Annotated in this window: 18 protein-coding genes; 14 read left to right on the top strand and 4 right to left on the bottom strand. The window is 74.1% G+C overall.

Annotated elements, in window-relative coordinates; all coding sequences use genetic code 11:
- Positions 1-32 precede the first annotated feature (32 nt).
- From OG767_RS25575 to OG767_RS25550, 6 genes are all read left to right on the top strand, one after another.
- A complete protein-coding gene (locus tag OG767_RS25575) occupies positions 33-3,287 on the top strand; it encodes an Rne/Rng family ribonuclease (RefSeq protein WP_405090849.1) in 3,255 nt (1,084 codons plus the stop codon).
- Between the two features lie 121 nt (positions 3,288-3,408).
- On the top strand, positions 3,409-3,879 hold the full coding sequence (locus OG767_RS25570; RefSeq protein WP_405090848.1) for a hypothetical protein: 471 nt from the start codon (positions 3,409-3,411) through the stop codon (positions 3,877-3,879).
- A 187-nt stretch (positions 3,880-4,066) separates the two neighbouring features.
- Positions 4,067-4,384: a 50S ribosomal protein L21 gene (gene rplU, locus OG767_RS25565; RefSeq protein ID WP_091072401.1), complete on the top strand. Its 318-nt coding sequence runs from the start codon at positions 4,067-4,069 to the stop codon at positions 4,382-4,384.
- 10 nt (positions 4,385-4,394) lie between these two features.
- Entirely contained in the window at positions 4,395-4,646 is a 252-nt protein-coding gene (rpmA, locus tag OG767_RS25560) for a 50S ribosomal protein L27 (RefSeq protein WP_405090847.1), read from the top strand.
- Between the two features lie 92 nt (positions 4,647-4,738).
- Positions 4,739-6,190 carry a GTPase ObgE gene (obgE, locus tag OG767_RS25555; RefSeq protein ID WP_405090846.1) on the top strand — a complete coding sequence of 484 codons (1,452 nt, stop codon included), beginning with the start codon at positions 4,739-4,741 and terminating at the stop codon, positions 6,188-6,190.
- Between the two features lie 70 nt (positions 6,191-6,260).
- Positions 6,261-6,710: a GNAT family N-acetyltransferase gene (locus OG767_RS25550; protein WP_405090845.1), complete on the top strand. Its 450-nt coding sequence runs from the start codon at positions 6,261-6,263 to the stop codon at positions 6,708-6,710.
- A 262-nt stretch (positions 6,711-6,972) separates the two neighbouring features.
- Here the strand turns inward: OG767_RS25550 and OG767_RS25545 are convergent, their stop codons facing one another.
- Positions 6,973-7,449 carry a DUF4383 domain-containing protein gene (locus OG767_RS25545; protein WP_405090844.1) on the bottom strand — a complete coding sequence of 159 codons (477 nt, stop codon included), beginning with the start codon at positions 7,447-7,449 and terminating at the stop codon, positions 6,973-6,975.
- 196 nt (positions 7,450-7,645) lie between these two features.
- On the opposite strand from OG767_RS25545, the gene OG767_RS25540 reads away from it, so the two are divergent.
- Genes OG767_RS25540 through OG767_RS25530 form a run of 3 tightly spaced genes read left to right on the top strand, consistent with a single transcriptional unit; the run spans position 7,646 to position 9,550 of the window.
- Positions 7,646-8,431, top strand: coding sequence for a hypothetical protein (locus OG767_RS25540; RefSeq protein ID WP_405090843.1), 786 nt, complete (start codon positions 7,646-7,648; stop codon positions 8,429-8,431).
- A 31-nt stretch (positions 8,432-8,462) separates the two neighbouring features.
- Positions 8,463-8,915, top strand: coding sequence for a phage holin family protein (locus OG767_RS25535; protein ID WP_405090842.1), 453 nt, complete (start codon positions 8,463-8,465; stop codon positions 8,913-8,915).
- Positions 8,912-9,550: a DUF3618 domain-containing protein gene (locus OG767_RS25530; RefSeq protein WP_405090841.1), complete on the top strand. Its 639-nt coding sequence runs from the start codon at positions 8,912-8,914 to the stop codon at positions 9,548-9,550. Before OG767_RS25535 ends, OG767_RS25530 begins: the two co-directional genes overlap by 4 nt.
- Before the next feature lie 41 nt (positions 9,551-9,591).
- On the opposite strand, the gene OG767_RS25525 is transcribed toward OG767_RS25530, so the two are convergent.
- A complete protein-coding gene (locus OG767_RS25525) occupies positions 9,592-10,668 on the bottom strand; it encodes a glycosyltransferase (protein ID WP_405090840.1) in 1,077 nt (358 codons plus the stop codon).
- A 105-nt stretch (positions 10,669-10,773) separates the two neighbouring features.
- On the bottom strand, positions 10,774-12,021 hold the full coding sequence (locus tag OG767_RS25520; RefSeq protein WP_405090839.1) for a cytochrome P450: 1,248 nt from the start codon (positions 12,019-12,021) through the stop codon (positions 10,774-10,776).
- A 271-nt stretch (positions 12,022-12,292) separates the two neighbouring features.
- Between OG767_RS25520 and OG767_RS25515 the strand changes: the two genes are divergently transcribed.
- Positions 12,293-12,682, top strand: coding sequence for a hypothetical protein (locus OG767_RS25515; RefSeq protein ID WP_405090838.1), 390 nt, complete (start codon positions 12,293-12,295; stop codon positions 12,680-12,682).
- Positions 12,683-12,692: 10 nt separating this feature from the next.
- On the opposite strand, the gene OG767_RS25510 is transcribed toward OG767_RS25515, so the two are convergent.
- The gene (locus OG767_RS25510) at positions 12,693-12,911 is read right to left on the bottom strand and encodes a DUF397 domain-containing protein (RefSeq protein ID WP_013287999.1); all 219 of its coding nucleotides are present in this window, start codon (positions 12,909-12,911) and stop codon (positions 12,693-12,695) included.
- Between the two features lie 66 nt (positions 12,912-12,977).
- Between OG767_RS25510 and pepN the strand changes: the two genes are divergently transcribed.
- The 4 genes from pepN to OG767_RS25490 all read left to right on the top strand — a co-directional run bounded on the left by pepN (position 12,978) and on the right by OG767_RS25490 (position 17,326).
- The gene (pepN, locus tag OG767_RS25505; RefSeq protein WP_405090837.1) at positions 12,978-15,494 is read left to right on the top strand and encodes an aminopeptidase N; all 2,517 of its coding nucleotides are present in this window, start codon (positions 12,978-12,980) and stop codon (positions 15,492-15,494) included.
- A gap of 91 nt (positions 15,495-15,585) precedes the next feature.
- Positions 15,586-16,182, top strand: a complete 597-nt coding sequence (nadD, locus tag OG767_RS25500; RefSeq protein ID WP_107155686.1) for a nicotinate-nucleotide adenylyltransferase — start codon at positions 15,586-15,588, stop codon at positions 16,180-16,182.
- A gap of 146 nt (positions 16,183-16,328) precedes the next feature.
- Entirely contained in the window at positions 16,329-16,700 is a 372-nt protein-coding gene (rsfS, locus tag OG767_RS25495) for a ribosome silencing factor (RefSeq protein WP_107155880.1), read from the top strand.
- Complete coding sequence (locus OG767_RS25490; RefSeq protein ID WP_405090836.1) at positions 16,697-17,326, top strand: histidine phosphatase family protein; 630 nt, start codon at positions 16,697-16,699, stop codon at positions 17,324-17,326. Before rsfS ends, OG767_RS25490 begins: the two co-directional genes overlap by 4 nt.
- The last annotated feature ends 30 nt before the right edge of the window (positions 17,327-17,356 follow it).

Here is a 17,356-nt window from a genome sequence, read left to right as displayed (position 1 = left end):
GCGCCCGGGGCAGCCAGAACTGGAGAACGTCCATGCTCGAGAACGAGCCCGAGGGCGGCGAACGGACCGGCGCCGAGCCGGCCGACCCGACCGTCACCAGCACCGACGGCGTCGCCGAGGTGAAGCCGCCGCCCCGCAAGCGGGCCAGCCGCCGCAAGGTCGCGCCGCTCAACCAGCCGGAGCAGACCGACGCGCCGGTCGAGGCGTCCGCCGCGGCCACCGGCAGCGGCGAGTCGCCGCAGGCCGAGGTGTTCGCGCCGGTGGCCGGTGAGTTGGAGGCCGCGCCGAAGACCACCCGCCGGCGCCGGAAGGCGACCCCGGCGAAGGCGGTCGAGGAGCCGGTGGCCGCCGCCGAGGTGCAGGCCACCTCGGACGAGGTGGTGCCGCCGGTCAAGGTCACCCGGACCCGCCGCCGCAAGGCCACCCCGCCCGCCGCCGAGCCGATGCCGGCCGCCGAGTCGCCGACCGAGGCGCCCGCCGAGGCCGCCGGCCGGCCGGTCGAGCCGGCCGCGTCGATCGAGACGCCCGCCGGGCCGTCGACCGCGCCGGTCGAGGCGTCCGCCGAGGTCACCGGCCCGTCGGTCGAGCCGGCCACCGGGGCTGCCGGGCCGTCGGGTGGTGCCGTGGTCGACGGACCGGTCTCGGTCCCGGGCGGCGCGGGCGAGATCGCCGAGGGTCGGGCCCCGCTTGACGAGGACGTGCTCGACGAGGACGTGCTCGACGAGGACGCGGTCGGCGAGGACGCCGTGGACGAGCCCACCCCGGGCGAGGGCGTCACCCGGTCCCGTACCCGGGGGGCCGCAGGCGAGGGTGGTGCGCGATCGCGTGCCGGCGGGCGGCGCGCGTCCCGGCGTACCGACGAGGTTGACCTGGCCCGGGCCGGCGGGCCGGCGGACGCCACCGGCGTGGTGTCGACCGGCGCCGCGGTGCCGGGTGTGGCGGACGAGCCGGCGGCCGAGGAGCGGCCGGCCACCGGCCGCCGGCGTCGCGCGGCGCTCTCCGCGCCCACCGTCCTGTTCATGCCCCCGCAGCCCGAGGAGGCCCCGGCGGTCCGGGTCACCTACCCGGCCGTCGAGGAGGCGGCGGAGGAGCCGGTCGAGACCGGCCGCCGTCGCCGTCGCGGCCGGCGGGAGGCCGAGCCGGTGGCGGCCGAGGTCGAGCCCGAGGCCGTCGAGGAGGAGGAGCCGGCCGCCGAGGCGGACGAGTCCGCCGACGCCGAGGACGACGACGACACCGCCGAGGGTCGCCGCCGCCGCCGTCGTGGTCGCCGGGGCCGTGGCCGGGGCAAGGGCGGCGCCGACGAGGCCGACGAGGACGAGACCGGTACGGCGGAGCCGGCCGAGGCGGAGGCCGAGGAGAGCGACGAGGAGGCCGAGGGCGACGGGATGACCCGTCGTCGCCGTCGGCGTCGTCGCCGGGGCGCGGGTGAGGCGGAGACCACCACCGAGGACGGCGTGCCCACCGTCGTCAAGATCCGTGAGCCGCGCAAGGCGGTCGACGAGGTGCAGGGCGTCTCCGGGTCGACCCGGCTGGAGGCCAAGCGGCAGCGCCGCCGGGACGGCCGCGAGCAGCGGCGTACCCGGCCGCCGATCCTGAGCGAGTCGGAGTTCCTGGCCCGCCGCGAGGCGGTCGACCGGACGATGGTGGTGCGCCAGCGTGGCGACCGCACCCAGATCGCGGTGCTCGAGGACGGCGTGCTGGTCGAGCACTACGTGACCCGCAACTCGTCCGGCACCATGGCCGGCAACGTCTACCTCGGCAAGGTGCAGAACGTCCTGCCGAGCATGGAGGCGGCCTTCGTCGACATCGGCCGCGGGCGCAACGCCGTCCTGTACGCCGGCGAGGTCAACTGGGACGCCACCGGCCTGGAGGGCCGGGCCCGCTCGATCGAGCAGGCGCTGCGCTCCGGCGACCCGGTGCTGGTGCAGGTCACCAAGGACCCGATCGGGCACAAGGGCGCGCGGCTCACCAGCCACGTCGCGCTCTCCGGCCGGCACCTGGTCTACGTGCCCAACGGCAACGCCTCCGGGATCAGCCGCAAGCTGCCGGACACCGAGCGCAAGCGGCTGCGGGACATCCTCAAGAAGTTGGTGCCGGACGGCGCCGGGGTGATCGTCCGGACCGCGGCGGAGGGCGCCAGCGAGGACGAGCTGGCCCGGGACGTCAAGCGGCTCCAGGCGCAGTGGGACGACATCCAGGCCAAGGCCGCCTCCGGCGGTGCCCCGGTGCTGCTCTACGAGGAGCCGGACCTGGTCATCCGGGTGGTCCGGGACCTCTTCAACGAGGACTTCCGCGAGCTGGTCATCGAGGGCGAGTCGGCGTACGACGTGGTCGAGTCGTACCTGTCGCACGTCTCGCCGGACCTGGTGGCGCGGCTGCGTCGGCACGCCGGCGTCACCGACGTGTTCGCCGAGTACCGGATCGACGAGCAGATCCTCAAGGGGTTGGACCGGAAGGTCTTCCTGCCCTCCGGCGGGTCGCTGGTGATCGACCGGACCGAGGCGATGACCGTCGTCGACGTCAACACCGGCAAGTACACCGGCTCCGGCGGCAACCTGGAGGAGACGGTCACCCGCAACAACCTGGAGGCGGCCGAGGAGATCGTGCGCCAGTTGCGGCTGCGCGACCTCGGCGGCATCGTGGTGATCGACTTCATCGACATGGTGCTGGAGTCGAACCGGGAGCTGGTGCTGCGCCGGCTCACCGAGTGCCTGGGCCGGGACCGCACCAAGCACCAGGTCACCGAGATCACCTCGCTGGGCCTGGTGCAGATGACCCGCAAGCGGATCGGCGCGGGCCTGCTGGAGGCGTTCAGCGAGACCTGCGAGTGCTGCAAGGGCCGGGGCGTGGTGATCCACACCGAGCCGGTGCCGGAGAAGCCGCGTGCCGGTGGCGCGGGGGAGAAGGTCAAGGCGGTCGCCTCGGCGGTCGTGCCGGCCGAGGAGAAGGGCCGTCGCCGGGGTCGCAAGGCCGCGGCGGAGAAGCCCGCCGTGGAGGCCGCGGCGGAGTCGCCGGTCGCCGCCGCGCCGGAGCGGACCGTCGTCGAGGTGGCCGAGTCCGCCGACGACTACTACGACACCCAGGGCTACGACCTGTCCCGGTTCGAGACCGAGACGCCGGCCGCCCCGGCGGTCGCGGACAGCCAGGAGGGCGACTCGGCCCGACTCGCTGCCGCTGACGACCCGGACGCGATCGGCGACGGCGACAGCGACGACGAGGGCGCCGACGGCGGCTCGTCGCGGCGGCGGTCCCGCCGTGGCGGCGCCCGGCGGCGTACCCGGCCGTGAGCCGCTGACCTGCGTGGCGTTTGACAGGGCCCCTGGTCCGGCAACAGAGTGCCGGGAGCAGGGGCCCTGCCGTTGCCCGTCGACCCCCGGTCGGGCCGGCCGCGCCCCGGAGGGAGGAGACATGCGCCGGGTGTTCGCGGTCACCGCGTTGACCGGACTGCTGCTGGCCGGGTCGGGCTGCGCCGAACGGACCGACCCGTTCTCGGTGGGCTTCGCCTCACCGGCCCCGGCGGCCACGTCGCCCACGCCCGCCCCGACCGTCACCGGCGACGCGGGCGTCTGCGCCCGCGCGAAGCAGGCCGGGTCCGTGGCCGTCCAGACGTACGTGCAGAAGCTGGCGGAGATGCTGCGGGCGGGCGGCACCGGGGACCGGGGGACGGAGAAGGCCGCCCGGCGGGACGCGGAGGCCGCGCTCGCGGGCTGGCGGGACGTGCTGCGGGAGCAGTCCGGGCGGGCCACCGACCCGGGCCTGCGGACGCTGCTGGCGGACCTGGCCACCGAGGTGGGCGGGCTCGGCACCGACGTGCGGAAGATCGACGAGACCGCGTTCGACCGGCTCCAGCAGCGGCTCGACCAGCTCTGCCCGGCGTGACCGGCAGCCCGGTTTGGGCGGCGGACCGGGTATGGCGTACTCTTGCCTGCGGCGCACTTTGGTGTGCCTAGTTCCCGCGCGCCCGCGCCGCCGGTGTCACGGCTCCCGGCGAGACGCCGTGGGAACGACCCGCCGGCAACGGTGGGAAAAGACGCCAGCAGCCTCAACGACAGGGAGTGCGCCTCCGATGTACGCGATCGTCAAGACCGGCGGCAAGCAGTACAAGGTCGCCGAGGGCGACGTGATCGAGGTCGAGAAGCTCACCGGTGCCCCCGGTGACGCGGTGAAGCTCACCGCGGTGCTCCTCGTCGACGGTGACGACCTGGTGACCGACGCGGCGAAGCTCGCCAAGGTCGCGGTGTCCGGCGAGATCGCCGCGCACACCAAGGGCCCGAAGATCCGGATCCACAAGTTCAAGAACAAGACCGGCTACCACAAGCGTCAGGGTCACCGGCAGCCGCTGACCCAGATCAAGGTGACCGGCATCTCCAACAGCGGGAAGTAGGTCGTCGGAAATGGCTCACAAAAAGGGTGCGTCCAGCTCGCGTAACGGTCGCGACTCCGCGGCCCAGCGGCTCGGCGTGAAGCGCTTCGGTGGTCAGGTCGTCAGCGCGGGTGAGATCCTCATCCGTCAGCGTGGCACCAAGTTCCACCCCGGTGACCTGGTCGGCCGTGGCGGCGACGACACGCTGTTCGCGCTGTCCGCCGGTTCGGTGCAGTTCGGCACCAAGCGCGGTCGCAAGACCGTCAGCATCGTGCCTCAGTAGTAGTTCGAAGCCGAAGCGGGCCGCGGACCTCGGGTCCCGGCCCGCTTCGGCTTTCCACGTGCGGGGCGGACCCCGCTGGAAGGATTGGCGTCGTGACGACGTTCGTTGACCGGGTCGTCCTGCACATGCAGGCCGGCGACGGCGGGCACGGCTGTGTCTCGATCCACCGGGAGAAGTTCAAGCCCTTCGGTGGCCCGGACGGCGGCAACGGCGGCCATGGCGGCAGCGTGTCGCTGGTGGTCGACCCGCAGGTCACCACGCTGCTCGACTTCCACTTCCGGCCGCACCTGAAGGCCGACAACGGCAAGGGCGGGGCCGGCTCGAACCGGGACGGCGCCAACGGCCGCGACCTGGTGATCAAGGTGCCGAACGGCACCGTGGTGCAGACCCTGGACGGCGAGGTGCTGGCCGACCTGGTCGGGGTGGGCACCACCTTCGAGGCGGCCCGCGGTGGCCGGGGCGGTCGGGGCAACGCCTCGCTGGCCAACGCCCGCCGCAAGGCGCCGGGCTTCGCCGAGCTGGGTGAGCCCGGCGACAAGCTCGACGTGGTGCTGGAGCTGAAGAGCGTCGCCGACGTCGGTCTGGTCGGCTTCCCGTCCGCCGGGAAGTCCTCGCTGATCTCGGTGATCTCGGCCGCGAAGCCGAAGATCGCCGACTACCCGTTCACCACGCTGGTGCCCAACCTGGGCGTGGTCCGGGTGGACAACCACACCTTCACCGTCGCGGACGTGCCGGGCCTGATCCCGGGCGCCGCCACCGGCAAGGGGCTGGGCCTGGAGTTCCTCCGCCACGTCGAGCGGTGTGCCGTGCTGGTGCACGTGGTCGACACCGCGACGCTGGAGCCGGGCCGCGACCCGCTCGCCGACATCGACGCCATCGAGTCGGAGCTGGCCCAGTACGGCGGGCTGGCCGACCGGCCCCGGCTGGTCGCGCTGAACAAGGTCGACGTGCCGGACGGGAAGGACCTCGCCGACATCGTCCGGCCCGACCTGGAGGCCCGTGGCTTCCGCGTCTTCGACGTCTCCAGCGCCACCCGCGAGGGCCTGCGCGAGCTGACGTACGCGATGGCCCAGGTGGTCGACGAGGGCCGCCGCGCCGTTCCGGACGTGGAGCCGACCCGGGTCGTGCTCCGCCCGAAGGCGGTCGACGACGCCGGTTTCACCATCGAGGCCGAGGCGGACGGCTCCTACACCGTCCGGGGCAGCCGGCCGGAACGCTGGGTGAAGCAGACGAACTTCGACAACGACGAGGCGGTGGGCTTCCTGGCCGACCGGCTGGCCCGGCTGGGCGTCGAGGAGAAGTTGGCCAAGGCCGGCGCGCGGGCCGGCGACCTGGTGCGGATCGGCGAGCGCGAGTTCGACTGGCAGCCGACGCTCTACGCGGGCGTCGACTTCACGCCCGGCAACCGGGGCACCGACGTGCGGTTGGAGGACAAGTCGACACGTCCCTCCGCTGCGGACCGGCTGGAGGCCCGCAAGGCCCGCCGGCAGCGCCCGGAGGACGAGATCGAGGCGGGTCCGACGGCGGAACCGGACGACGACTAGTCCGGTCGTGTCCGTGTCGGGGACCTCGGCCGGAAACCTTCGCGAAATCCGGTCGACCTACCGTGACGGGATGCTGATCGAATGCCGGCCCGCCACCGATCCGGAGGTCGCCGCGCTCGTCGTGGCCCAGCAGCGTGAGCTGCGGGACGCCGACGGCGGGCTGGACGGGCAGGTCACCGTCACCCACTCCGACATCCGTTACCTGGCGGCCGTGGTCGGCGGCCGGGCGGTCGGCTGCGGCGGTCTCCAGGCGCTCGACGCCGACACCGGCGAGCTGAAGCGGATGTACGTCCGGCCGGCGTACCGGGGGCGCGGCATCGCCCGGCAGTTGCTGCTCGCGCTGGAGGAACTGGCTTTCCGGCAGGGGCACCGGACGGTGTGCCTGGAGACCGGCACCTACCTGCCGGCCGCGATCGCGCTCTACCGCTCCAGCGGCTACCAGCCGATCCCGGTCTACGGCGAGTACGTCGACAACCCCCACAGCGTCTGCTTCGCCAAACACCTCCCCGTGGCGGCGTAAGGAGGGGCCCCTTCTTAACGCCTGGCGTCGAGAAGGGGCCCCTTCTCACACACCGCTCAGGCGCTCGTCTGCGCGTGCGGGGCGGTCACCGGCTTGGACTCGGGGCTGGCGTGGAACGCGCCGAGCATGGCGACCGAGAGCGCGTGGCCCCGCAAGAACCGTGACATAGCCGGACCTCCTCGTCCCGCCCCGTTCACCGTCCGTACCGCGGCTCCTGCCCCGGCCACTCCGGGGCAAATGCAGGCCGGCGTGTCGTCCCTGCTCAGGGTCGGTCGATCGGGATGTCCGGCCGGCCGCCGGCGCCCACCTCGTTGTTCAGCAGCAGGCCCGCGGCGAGCATGCCGAAGCCGAGGAACAGGTGCAGCCAGTTGTCGGCGTCGTTGACCGGTACGAAGTTCGCCGCGCTCTCCCGGTCGATGGCGAAGCCGTACAGCCAGAGGACCAGGTAGAGCGCGCCGCCGCCGGCCAGGAACACCCGCGCGCCGGCCAGCCGCCGCGCGGCCAGCAGCCCGACCAGCCCGAACAGCAGGTGCACCAGGTTGTGCAGCACCGACACCTGGAACACCCCGAGCAGCTTCGCCCCCGAGTGGTGCCCGGCGAACGCCAGTTCGCCGTAGTGGGTGGTGACGCCGGGGACGAAGCCGAGCACACCGATCAGCACGAAGACGGCCGCGACCGCGAGCGCGACCTTCTGCACGGCCGGCCGGGCCGGCGGAGCTTCCCGTACGTCGCGTGCCATCGCTGTCACCCCCCGTGGCGCCCCACCCGGTCGGGCCGGACTCCCCATTCTGTGATCGGGACGGGTCGCCCACACAGAGAAATGACGAATCAGGCATGGACCCGGAGCCCAGGGGTAGGGAAATTGTCACGCGGAAAGTATTCGCGTGATCCCCCCGAACACAACCCGCTGGGAACGCACGAGCGGAAGGGACACCATGACTCAGAATCTTTCCCCCACGTCCGCCACGTACGAGTCGACGAACGGCGGCGGCGTACGCGATCAGGCCCGTCAGGTCGGCTCCGACGCCGCAAGCGCGGGCGGCGCGGTCGCCCAGACCGCCAAGGAGCAGGGTCGGGAGGTGGTGGGCGAGGCCAAGCGGCAGGCCCGCGACCTCTACGGCGAGACCCGCAACCAGGTCACCGCGCAGGCCGGTCATCAGCAGCAGCGGGCCGCCAGCGGCCTGCGGTCGCTGGCCGACGAGATGCGGTCGATGGCGCAGCAGGGTGGCGGCTCCGGGCCGGTCACCGAGCTGGCCCACCAGGCGGCCGAGCGCGTGCACGGCGTGGCCGGCTGGCTGGAGCAGCGCGAGCCGGGCGACCTGCTCAACGAGGTGAAGAGCTACGCCCGCCGTAACCCGGGCACGTTCCTGGTCGGCGCCGCCCTGCTGGGCGTGGTCGCCGGCCGGCTGACCCGGAACATCGCCGCGGTGGGCAACAACGACAGCGGCGTCCGGCCGGCCTACGACCCGGACCGGACCGCGGTCATCCCGACCACGCCGACGGTGCCCACCCAGGCGCCGGCCGGTGGCTACCTCGACCCGACGCCGGGCACCTACGCCGAGCCGGACCCGGGCTACTCCGCGCCGGGCGCGACCTACCCGGGCGGCGGCGCCCCGAACACCTGGGCCGACCCGGCCGGCGGCACCGGCCAGCCGCTGCCGCCGCCGAGCCAGACCGACCCGCTGCCGGGCGTGCCGTCGACCGGCGCTCCGCGCCCGTGAGCGGCCGGACCGGCAGAAGGGAGACCACGGCATGACCGTGCCGACGCAGGACCCCGGCTACCAGCCGGCGGGCGCCCCGCCCCACGCCGACGAGGTGCGGGGCAGCTCGATCGGGCAGTTGATGAGCCAGGTCACCGGCGACCTCTCCACGCTGATGCGGCAGGAGGTCGAGCTGGCCAAGGCCGAGATCCGCCAGGAGGGCAAGAAGGCGGGCAAGGCCGCCGGCCTCTACGGCGGCGCCGGTTTCGGCGGCTACATGGTGGCGCTCTTCGTCTCCGTCGCGGTGTGGCAGTTCCTCGACAACGTCATGGACTCCGGCCTGGCCGCGCTCATCGTGGCGGTGGTGTGGGCCGCGATCGCGGCGGTCCTCTACTCGAAGGCCAAGAAGAACGCCGAGCAGATCCGTGGCCTGAAGCAGACCAACGACAGCGTCCAGCGCATCCCGGACGCACTCAAGCCGCACCCGGAGGGAGTCACCCGATGAGCACCGATCCCGACCAGATCCGCCGGGAGATCGAAGCCACCCGCAACAACCTCAGCTCGGACGTGGACGCCCTGGCGTACAAGGTCAGCCCGAGCCGCATCGTCGACGACCGCAAGCAGCGCGTCCGCAGCGCGCTGACGAACGTGAAGGACAAGGTGATGGGAACCGCTTCCGACCTCGGCCACAGCACCGGCCACGCCGCCCACTCGGTGGGCGACCACGCCTCCTCGGCCGCTTCCACGGTGAGTGACAAGGCGCACTCCGCCGCCTCCACGGTGGGCGACGCCGCGCACCGGGCGCCGCAGGTCGTGCGGCAGAAGTCCCAGGGCAACCCGATCGCCGCCGGCGTGATCGCCTTCGGCGTCGGCATGCTGGTCTCCTCGCTGATCCCGGCCACCCGCCGCGAGCAGGCGCTCGCCGCGCAGGTCAAGGAGAAGGCGACCGAGCACAGCGGCGCGGTCAAGGAGAAGCTGGGCGAGGTCGCCGGCGAGCTGAGGGACGAGCTGCGCGAGCCGGCCCAGCACGCCGCCGAGTCGGTGCGCTCGACCGCGCAGGAGGCCGTGCACGCGGTCAAGGACGACGGCCGCAGCGCCGCCCAGGACGTGCGGGAGAGCGCCCACCAGGCGCGCTCCTGACCGCGATCTGTTAAGCGGGGGCCCCTGCTATCGCTCAGGCGTTAACAAGGGCCCCCGCCTTCGCTCTCCACCCAGCGGGTCAGCTCGTCTGGGCGGTGCGGGGAGAGCTGCCGCAGGGACCGGGTGCTGTGGGCCGCTGTGCGTAGGCGGCTGCCCGCGTACGGCAGCCCGCCGCGCAGTCGCCGGCCCACCGCCAGCCAGGCGCACACGCCGCGCTCCAGCACCCAGGCGGGCGCCGCGAGCGTGGTGTGCGCCGGGAAGACCCGGGCCCCGCCGGCCCGTCGCCGGCCCAGCTCCGCCACCGCGACCGTGACCAGCCCGGCCCGCACCAGCAGCCCCGGGCGGCGGGCGGCGAGCGCGACCGCCGTGGCCGGCAGCACCGCCAGCGCGGCCAGCAGCCACGCCGGCCGGGCCGTCTCGTCGTACGCCTGGCGCACCCGCTGCCCGAGGAAGTGCCCGGCGGTGGGCGGCAGCCGCCGCACGTACAGCCAGGCCGGGGTGACCGTGCTGCCGCCGTACGCGCGGACGGTCCGCACCAGCTCCAGGTTCTCGAAGAGCACGTCCGGGTCGTAGCCGCCCATCGCCAGGAAGGTGCTCCGACGCAGCGCCAGCGTGCCCGGCCAGTCCCCGCCGAAGACCCGGGCGAGCAGCGTCCGTCCGGTGTCCCACCAGGCGTGCCAGGGCAGCGGGGCGAAGTGGTTCTGCGGCCGGACCAGGTCCGCCCGGTCGAGCAGGTCGTGCACCGCGCGCAACGCCGACAGGTCGTACCGGACGTCGTCGTCGGCGATCACCACGTGCTCGTGCCGGGCCAGCGCGACGCCGGTGAGCACCCCGAGCGCCTTGCCGTTGCGCCCGCGCAGCGCGGGATCCGGCGGGACGTGCCGGACCAGCCCTTGCCAGGCGTCCGCGTGCCGGGCGAACAGCTCCCGTGGTGAGCCGTCGACCACCACCACGTCCACCCAGCGGCGCAGCTCGCGCAGGTAGCCGGTCAGCTCGTCGAGACCGTGGTCGTCGGCGGCGCGCAGCGGCAGGACGTACGCCATCGGGAGCCGGTCCGGCGCGGACGCCGCGACGGACCGGCCGGGGTGCGGCAGCGGTGGAACGGTCGCTCGGGTCACGTCGCCCTCCGCGGTCGGGTCGGGTCCCGCGAGTGCCCGCAGCGCGGCCCCTGAAACCGCTTCGGTGCTCCCGCGCCTGACCGTCGACGGGGCGCGGCGACCCGCTCAGCCGGCCGGCCGCACCCCGTCGATGACCAGCCCACTGGGCGGCAGCGTCGGCATCCGGGTGAGGTCGAGCGCCAGGTCCTGCGGCGGGACGCGGTAGCTCATCGCGCCGGTCAGGTTGGCCACCGCCCGCTTCATCAACTCGATCGTGATCCACTCACCGGCGCAGCGGTGACCCGTGTCGTGGTCGCCGCCGCCCTGCGGGACCAGACCGAACGGGTCGTCCCGCCAACCGGCGAACCGCTCCGGGCGGAACCGCTCCGGCTCCGGCCACAGCTCCGGGTGGTGGTTGGTGCCGTACAGGTCGAGCAGCACCCGGCGGCCCTGCGGGAACGCGTACCCCCGCCACTCGAACGAGCGGCGCACCCGCGCGGCGGCCAGCGGGAAGAACGGGTAGTAGCGGCGGACCTCCTGCACGAACTGCTCGGTCGCGTCGTCGTCGCCGCGTACCCGGTCGCGCCAGTGCGGGTGGTCGTGCAGCGCCAGCGCGGCGAAGACCACGTACCGGTCCACCGCGACCGTGGGGCGCAGCACGTTGAGCAGCTCCACCGCGGCGATCCGGCGGGGCAGCGGCTGGCCGCGTTCGTCCCGGTGCTCGGCGACGATCCGCAGCGCGCTGCCCTCGGGTGCCGGCAGCGCGCCCGCGCGGACCCGCTCGACCAGCGCGCCGGCCCAGCGTTCGGCCCGGCGGCGGCCGAGCAGGCCGCGCCAGTGCTTCGGGCCCAGCACCGCCGGTCCCTCGATCATGGCGTGCATCTGGGCGGTGCGGCGGCGCACGTCGGCCTCGGCCAGCGGCACCCCGGCCCAGGCCCAGACCGCGCGGGTCAGCAGCCGGCCCGTCTCGTCGTAGAGCACCACCGGCCCGTGTTCCGCCCAGACCGGGATCCGGGCCCGCCACTCGTCGTCGACGAGTTGCCCGAGCCGCCGGACCGCGGCCGGCGTCATCATCGACATGAACATCGCCTTGCGGGCGCGGTGCGCCGCCCCGTCGAGGCCCTGGACGCCACCCACCCCGGTCAGCGTGCGCTGGCCGCGCATCGGCGTGGCGCCGCGCCGGACGAACCGCTCCTCGTCGTAGAACAGCTCGGCGGCCTCCCGGCCGCGCAGGCAGATGGTCGGCTCCAGCATCAGCCGGGTCTGCACGACGTCGGAGCCAAGCCGGTCGCAGCGGGCGCCGACGAAGCGGTAGCCCTCCCGGAAGTAGGCAAGCGTGCTGTCCGGGCTCCGGTCACTCGGCATGGTGCTCATCTCGGTTGCTCCTGACCCGGCTCGGCGATCCCTGTGCGATCTGCGCTGCCTGGACCCTGCGCGGTCGGCGCTACCTACCCGGGCCGGCGCGGCCGAATCCTCCGTTTCCGCAGATCCGCCCGCCCGGGGAGGGCGGACCGTACACCCGGGCGCTGGCCCCTCCCGGGGCGCGGAAAAGCTGGTTGGCTCGTACCCGGACTGGCGGCGACCGGTCCGGCCCTCGCCGGGCCCGGCGTCCGGCGGGCGGTCACCGGCGACGGGGGAGGCACGGATGCGCGACAACCGGGCGGCGCGGCGGTATCACCGCGACGGGACGGCCGGGCTGCGGGGCGGCGGCCGGGCGGAGCCACTGACCAGCGGGCCCCGGCGGGCCGGGGCCCGCCCGCCGGGGTTCTTCACCGTGCACCTCGGCTTCGTGGCCGCCGACCCCGCCGTCGCGCGGGAGCTGGCCGTCGCGTACGCGGAAGCGCTCGACCTGCTCCGCCCGGAGCTGGCGCTCGGCGCGGCGGCGCTGTCCCCGGCCGACGCCTGGCACCGGGCCGAGCGGCTGTTCTGCGGGGCGGCCGGGCCCGACGGCGAGCGGTGCGCCGACGTGGCCGGCCATCCCGGCTTCCACCATGCGCCCGGGCCGGGCGGCCTCGGCTGGGGCGACGGTGACTGACCCGGGCGGCTCAGTCCAGGTCGAACTCGCCGTCCTGGGCGCCCGCCACGAACGCGTCCCATTCGGCCTGGGTGAAGACCAGGACCGGGCCGTCCGGCTCGGCCGAGTTGCGCATCCCGATCAGATCGTCGACGAAAGCCACCTCGACCGCGCCCTCGGACGTGTCGCCCTCCGCTCGTTGCCAAACCGCCCGAGAAAGGTCGAAATCGCCCTTGGGGTGTTGACCCATCGTTTTCCCTCCATCGCCACGCGTCACGGGAAGGCCCGTGCGGACCTCATCGGGCAGGATAAGCGGATGCCGAGCCTGACCCGTGCAGAGGCGACCGCGCGTGGCGCGTCGATCACCGTCGAGTCCTATCAGGTGGACCTCGACGTGACCGGCGACGCCGAGCGGTTCCGCTCCACCACCACCATCCGGTTCCGGGCCATCCCCGGCGCCGAGACGTTCGTCGACGTCAAGCCCCGCCGACTCCTGCGGGTCCGCCTCAACGACCGCGACCTCGATCCGGCCCTGCTGACCGACGGGCGACTGCCGCTCACCGGGCTGGCCGAGGCTAACGAGATCACTGTCGAGGCCGAGATGGCCTACTCCAACACCGGCGAGGGGCTGCACCGCTTCGTCGACCCGGCCGACGGCGAGACGTACCTCTACGCGATGTCCTTCCTGGACGACGGGCCGCGCATCTTCGCCGCCTTCGACCAGCCCGACCTGAAGGCGCCGGTGACGCTGGCGGTCACCGCGCCGCCGGAGTGGACGGTGGCCGCGAACGGGCAGCTCGCCGACCGGCCGGCGCCGGGGCGGTGGGAGTTCGCCCCGACCGCGCCGCTGGCCACCTACCTCGTCTCGCTTGTCGCCGGGCCCTGGCACGTGCTGCGCGCCGAGCACGACGGCATCCCGCTCGGGTTCTACTGCCGGCGTTCGCTCGCGGCGCACCTCGACGCCGACGCGGACGAGATCCTCACCGTCACCCGGCAGTGCCTCGACCGCTTCCACCAGCTCTTCGCCGAGCGCTACCCGTTCGGCAAGTACGACCAGGCGTTCGTGCCCGAGTTCAACGCCGGCGCGATGGAGAACCCGGGCCTGGTGACGCTGCGCGACGACTACGTCTTCCGGTCCGCGGTCACCGACAGCCAGCGTGAGTACCGGGCCACCGTGATCGCCCACGAGATGGCGCACATGTGGTTCGGCGACCTGGTCACCATGCGCTGGTGGGACGACCTGTGGCTGAACGAGTCGTTCGCGGAGTACCTCGGCACCCGGGTCACCGCCGAGGCCACCCGCTTCGACCAGGCCTGGACCACCTTCGCGATGCGTCGCAAGGCGTGGGGATACGCCGCCGACCAGCGCCCCTCCACCCACCCGGTGGCGCCCGAGGAGGTCGCCGACGCCGCGGCGGGTCTGCTCAACTTCGACGGCATCTCGTACGCCAAGGGCGCCGGCGTGCTGCGCCAGCTCGTCGCCTGGCTCGGTGACGACGTGTTCCTCGCCGGTCTGAACGCGCACTTCGCCGCGCACCGGTTCGGCAACGCCACCCTCGCCGACCTGCTCGACAGCCTCGCCTCGGCCGCCGGCCGGGACCTCAGCGGCTGGGCCGAGCGGTGGCTGCGCCGGGCGCAGGTCAACACGCTGCGGATGGAGACCGCGGTGGACGCCGACGGCCGGTGGAGCGAGGTGGCGGTGACGCAGACCGCGCCGACGACCCATCCGGTGCTGCGACCGCACCGCATCGGCGTGGCCCACCACACCGCCGAGGGCCCGACGCGCCGGTTCGAGGTCGACCTCGACCCGGACGCCGACGGCGGCCGGACGCCGCTGCCCGAGCTGACCGGTCAGCCCGCCACCGGCCTGCTGCTGCCCAACGCGGGCGACCTCACGTTCGCCAAGCTCCGGCTCGACGCGGCCTCCGCCGACGCGGTGCCGGTGCTGCTCCCCGGGCTCGACGATCCGCTGGCCCGGGCGCTGCTCTGGGGTGAGGCGCTGGACGCCGCCACCGACGGCGAGCGGCCGGTCGCCGAGCTGGTCGCCCTGATCACCGCCGCGCTGCCGGCCGAGACCGAGGTGATCATCGCGGAGGACGTGCTCGCGCTCAGCCGCAACCTCGTCGACCGCTACCTGGAGCCGCTGGCCCGGGACGCGGCGCTGCTGCGGATCGCCGAGGCGTGCCGGGCGCTGCTGGCCGGCGCTCCCGCCGGCGGTTCGCTCCAGCTCGCCGCCGTGCGGGGCCTGATCGGCGCCACCACTGATGCCGACCTGCTCCGCGGCTGGCTGGCCGGCGCGGGCGTGCCGGAGGGGCTGGCGGTCGATGCCGACCTGCGCTGGGCGCTGCTGCACCGGCTGGTGGTGCTGGGTGGCGCCGGCGAGGCGGAGATCGCCGCCGAGTCGGCCGGCGACCGCAGCGCCACCGGCGCCGAGCGGGCGGCCGATTGCCGGGCGGCCCTGCCGGACGCCGACGCCAAGCGGGCGGCCTGGGAGATCATCGTCAGCAACACCGAGCTGTCGAACCGGTTGGTGGAGGCCACCGCCGAGGGGTTCTGGCAGCCGGAGCAGGCGGAGCTGACCGCCGGCTACGTCGAGCGTTACTTCGCCGAGATGCCGGCGACCGCGCGTCTGCGTACCGCGTGGGTGGCCGACCGGGTGGCGGCCGTGGCGTTCCCGCGCTACGCCGTGACGCAGTCCACCCGGGAACTGGCCGCGGCGTTGCTGGCCCGCGACGACCTGACGCCGGGGCTGCGCCGGCGGGTCGTCGACCTGGACGACGACCTGCGCCGCGCGCTGGTGGCCCGGACGGCGGTGGCCGCCGTGGGCGCCTGACCGACGCCTCGCGCCGGGCGGCCGACCGCCCGCCCGGCGCGAGCCGGCGACCCCGGCCGACCGACACCGGGGCGCGGCCTAGGATCGCGGGGTGGAGGAAGACATCCGGCGGATCGGCATCATGGGTGGCACGTTCGACCCGATCCACCACGGTCACCTGGTGGCGGCGAGCGAGGTGGCCGACCGCTTCGGGCTGGACGAGGTGGTCTTCGTGCCGACCGGGCAACCGTGGCAGAAGGCGGACGAACCGGTCAGCCCGGCCGAGGACCGCTACCTGATGACCGTGATCGCGACCGCCTCCAACCCCCGCTTCCAGGTGAGCCGCGTCGACATCGACCGTGGCGGGCCCACCTACACCGTCGACACGCTGCGCGACCTGCACGCCGAGTACGGCCCGAAGGCGCAGCTCTTCTTCATCACCGGCGCGGACGCGCTGGAGCGCATCCTCTCCTGGAAGGACCTGGACGACGTCCTGGAGCTGGCTCACTTCATCGGGGTGACCCGCCCCGGCTTCGAGTTGACCGACAAGCATCTTCCGGCCGACTCGGTCAGCCTGGTGCAGGTGCCCGCCATGGCCATCTCCTCCACCGACTGCCGCGCCCGGGTCGGCCGGGGCGAGCCGGTCTGGTACCTGGTACCGGACGGTGTGGTGCAGTACATCGCCAAACGGCGCCTCTACCAGCGTTGATCTCGCCCGTTATCTCCCTTTTCGTGCCGATAACCGGCCAGAACTGACAAGTCGTCACGCCGCCCGGTGTGAGAGGCTTGACGGGTCGCACGGTTGATCGAAGGAGAACGGTGACCACCATTCCGGAACGCGCCCACGAGCTGGCGATGGCCGCTGCCCAGGCCGCGGCCGACAAGAAGGCACAGGACATCGTCATCATCGACGTGGGCGACCAGCTCGCGATCACCGACGCGTTCCTGGTGGCCTCCGCTCCGAACGAGCGGCAGGTCCTCGCCATCGTCGACGCCATCGAGGAGCGCCTGCTGGAGCTGCCGGAGAAGGCCAAGCCGGTCCGCCGCGAGGGTGAGCGGGGCGGTCGCTGGGTGCTGCTCGACTACGTCGACATCGTGGTGCACGTCCAGCACACCGAGGAGCGCGAGTTCTACGCGCTCGACCGGCTCTGGAAGGACTGCCCGCAGATCCCGTTCGTGGACCGCGACCTGGCCGACTCGGCCGCCGGCACCGCCACCGCCGAATGACCCGCCTGATCATCTGGCGGCACGGCAACACCGACTGGAACGCGCAGAGCCGCGTCCAGGGGCAGACCGACGTGCCGCTCAACGACCTCGGCCGGGAGCAGGCCCGCGCCGCCGCGTCGGTGTTGGCCGCGCTGCGCCCGGACGCCATCGTCGCCAGCGACCTGCGCCGCGCCGCCGACACCGCCGCCGCGCTGGCCGCGTCGACCGGGCTGCCGGTCCGTTCCGACCCACGGCTGCGCGAGCGGCACTTCGGGCAGTGGCAGGGCCTGGCCCTGACCGAGGCCGCCGAGCGGTTCCCCGACGAGTTCGCCCGCTGGCGGGCCGGCGACCCCGACCCCGGCGCCGGCATCGAGAGCCTCGACGACCTGGGCGGGCGGCTCGGCGCCGCGTTCCGCGACGCGGCCGACCTGGCCACCGGCGGCACCGTGGTGGTCACCACCCACGGCGGCGGGGCCCGGCAGGGCATCGGCCACCTGCTCGGCTGGGACCACGTGGTGCTGCGCAGCGTCGGCTCGCTGGCCAACTGCCACTGGACCGAGCTGCGCCACGACGACGTCCGCGGCTGGCACCTGCGCGCGCACAATGTCGGGCTGATCACCCAGCCGGCGCTCACCGACGCGGTCTGAGCCGGTCGGCCCCGGCGCGGCACCGCGACA

Origin of the sequence: Micromonospora sp. NBC_01392, from assembly GCF_045040125.1 — a bacterium.
In the GTDB taxonomy this organism is placed as follows: domain Bacteria; phylum Actinomycetota; class Actinomycetes; order Mycobacteriales; family Micromonosporaceae; genus Micromonospora.
The sequence above is the reverse complement of the archived record's forward strand: the minus strand, read 5'-3'. Positions and strand labels throughout refer to the sequence as shown.

What these genes read in the sequence shown, in the direction of transcription:
- OG767_RS25575 (WP_405090849.1), top strand. Translation starts at nt 33, where the DNA reads ATGCTCGAGAACGAGCCCGAGGGCGGCGAACGGACCGGCGCCGAGCCG.
- OG767_RS25570 (WP_405090848.1), top strand. Translation starts at nt 3,409, where the DNA reads ATGCGCCGGGTGTTCGCGGTCACCGCGTTGACCGGACTGCTGCTGGCC.
- rplU (WP_091072401.1), top strand. Translation starts at nt 4,067, where the DNA reads ATGTACGCGATCGTCAAGACCGGCGGCAAGCAGTACAAGGTCGCCGAG.
- rpmA (WP_405090847.1), top strand. Translation starts at nt 4,395, where the DNA reads ATGGCTCACAAAAAGGGTGCGTCCAGCTCGCGTAACGGTCGCGACTCC.
- OG767_RS25550 (WP_405090845.1), top strand. Translation starts at nt 6,261, where the DNA reads ATGCTGATCGAATGCCGGCCCGCCACCGATCCGGAGGTCGCCGCGCTC.
- OG767_RS25545 (WP_405090844.1), bottom strand. Translation starts at nt 7,449, where the DNA reads ATGGCACGCGACGTACGGGAAGCTCCGCCGGCCCGGCCGGCCGTGCAG.
- OG767_RS25540 (WP_405090843.1), top strand. Translation starts at nt 7,646, where the DNA reads ATGACTCAGAATCTTTCCCCCACGTCCGCCACGTACGAGTCGACGAAC.
- OG767_RS25535 (WP_405090842.1), top strand. Translation starts at nt 8,463, where the DNA reads ATGACCGTGCCGACGCAGGACCCCGGCTACCAGCCGGCGGGCGCCCCG.
- OG767_RS25530 (WP_405090841.1), top strand. Translation starts at nt 8,912, where the DNA reads ATGAGCACCGATCCCGACCAGATCCGCCGGGAGATCGAAGCCACCCGC.
- OG767_RS25520 (WP_405090839.1), bottom strand. Translation starts at nt 12,021, where the DNA reads ATGAGCACCATGCCGAGTGACCGGAGCCCGGACAGCACGCTTGCCTAC.
- OG767_RS25515 (WP_405090838.1), top strand. Translation starts at nt 12,293, where the DNA reads ATGCGCGACAACCGGGCGGCGCGGCGGTATCACCGCGACGGGACGGCC.
- OG767_RS25510 (WP_013287999.1), bottom strand. Translation starts at nt 12,911, where the DNA reads ATGGGTCAACACCCCAAGGGCGATTTCGACCTTTCTCGGGCGGTTTGG.
- pepN (WP_405090837.1), top strand. Translation starts at nt 12,978, where the DNA reads ATGCCGAGCCTGACCCGTGCAGAGGCGACCGCGCGTGGCGCGTCGATC.
- rsfS (WP_107155880.1), top strand. Translation starts at nt 16,329, where the DNA reads ATGGCCGCTGCCCAGGCCGCGGCCGACAAGAAGGCACAGGACATCGTC.
- OG767_RS25490 (WP_405090836.1), top strand. Translation starts at nt 16,697, where the DNA reads ATGACCCGCCTGATCATCTGGCGGCACGGCAACACCGACTGGAACGCG.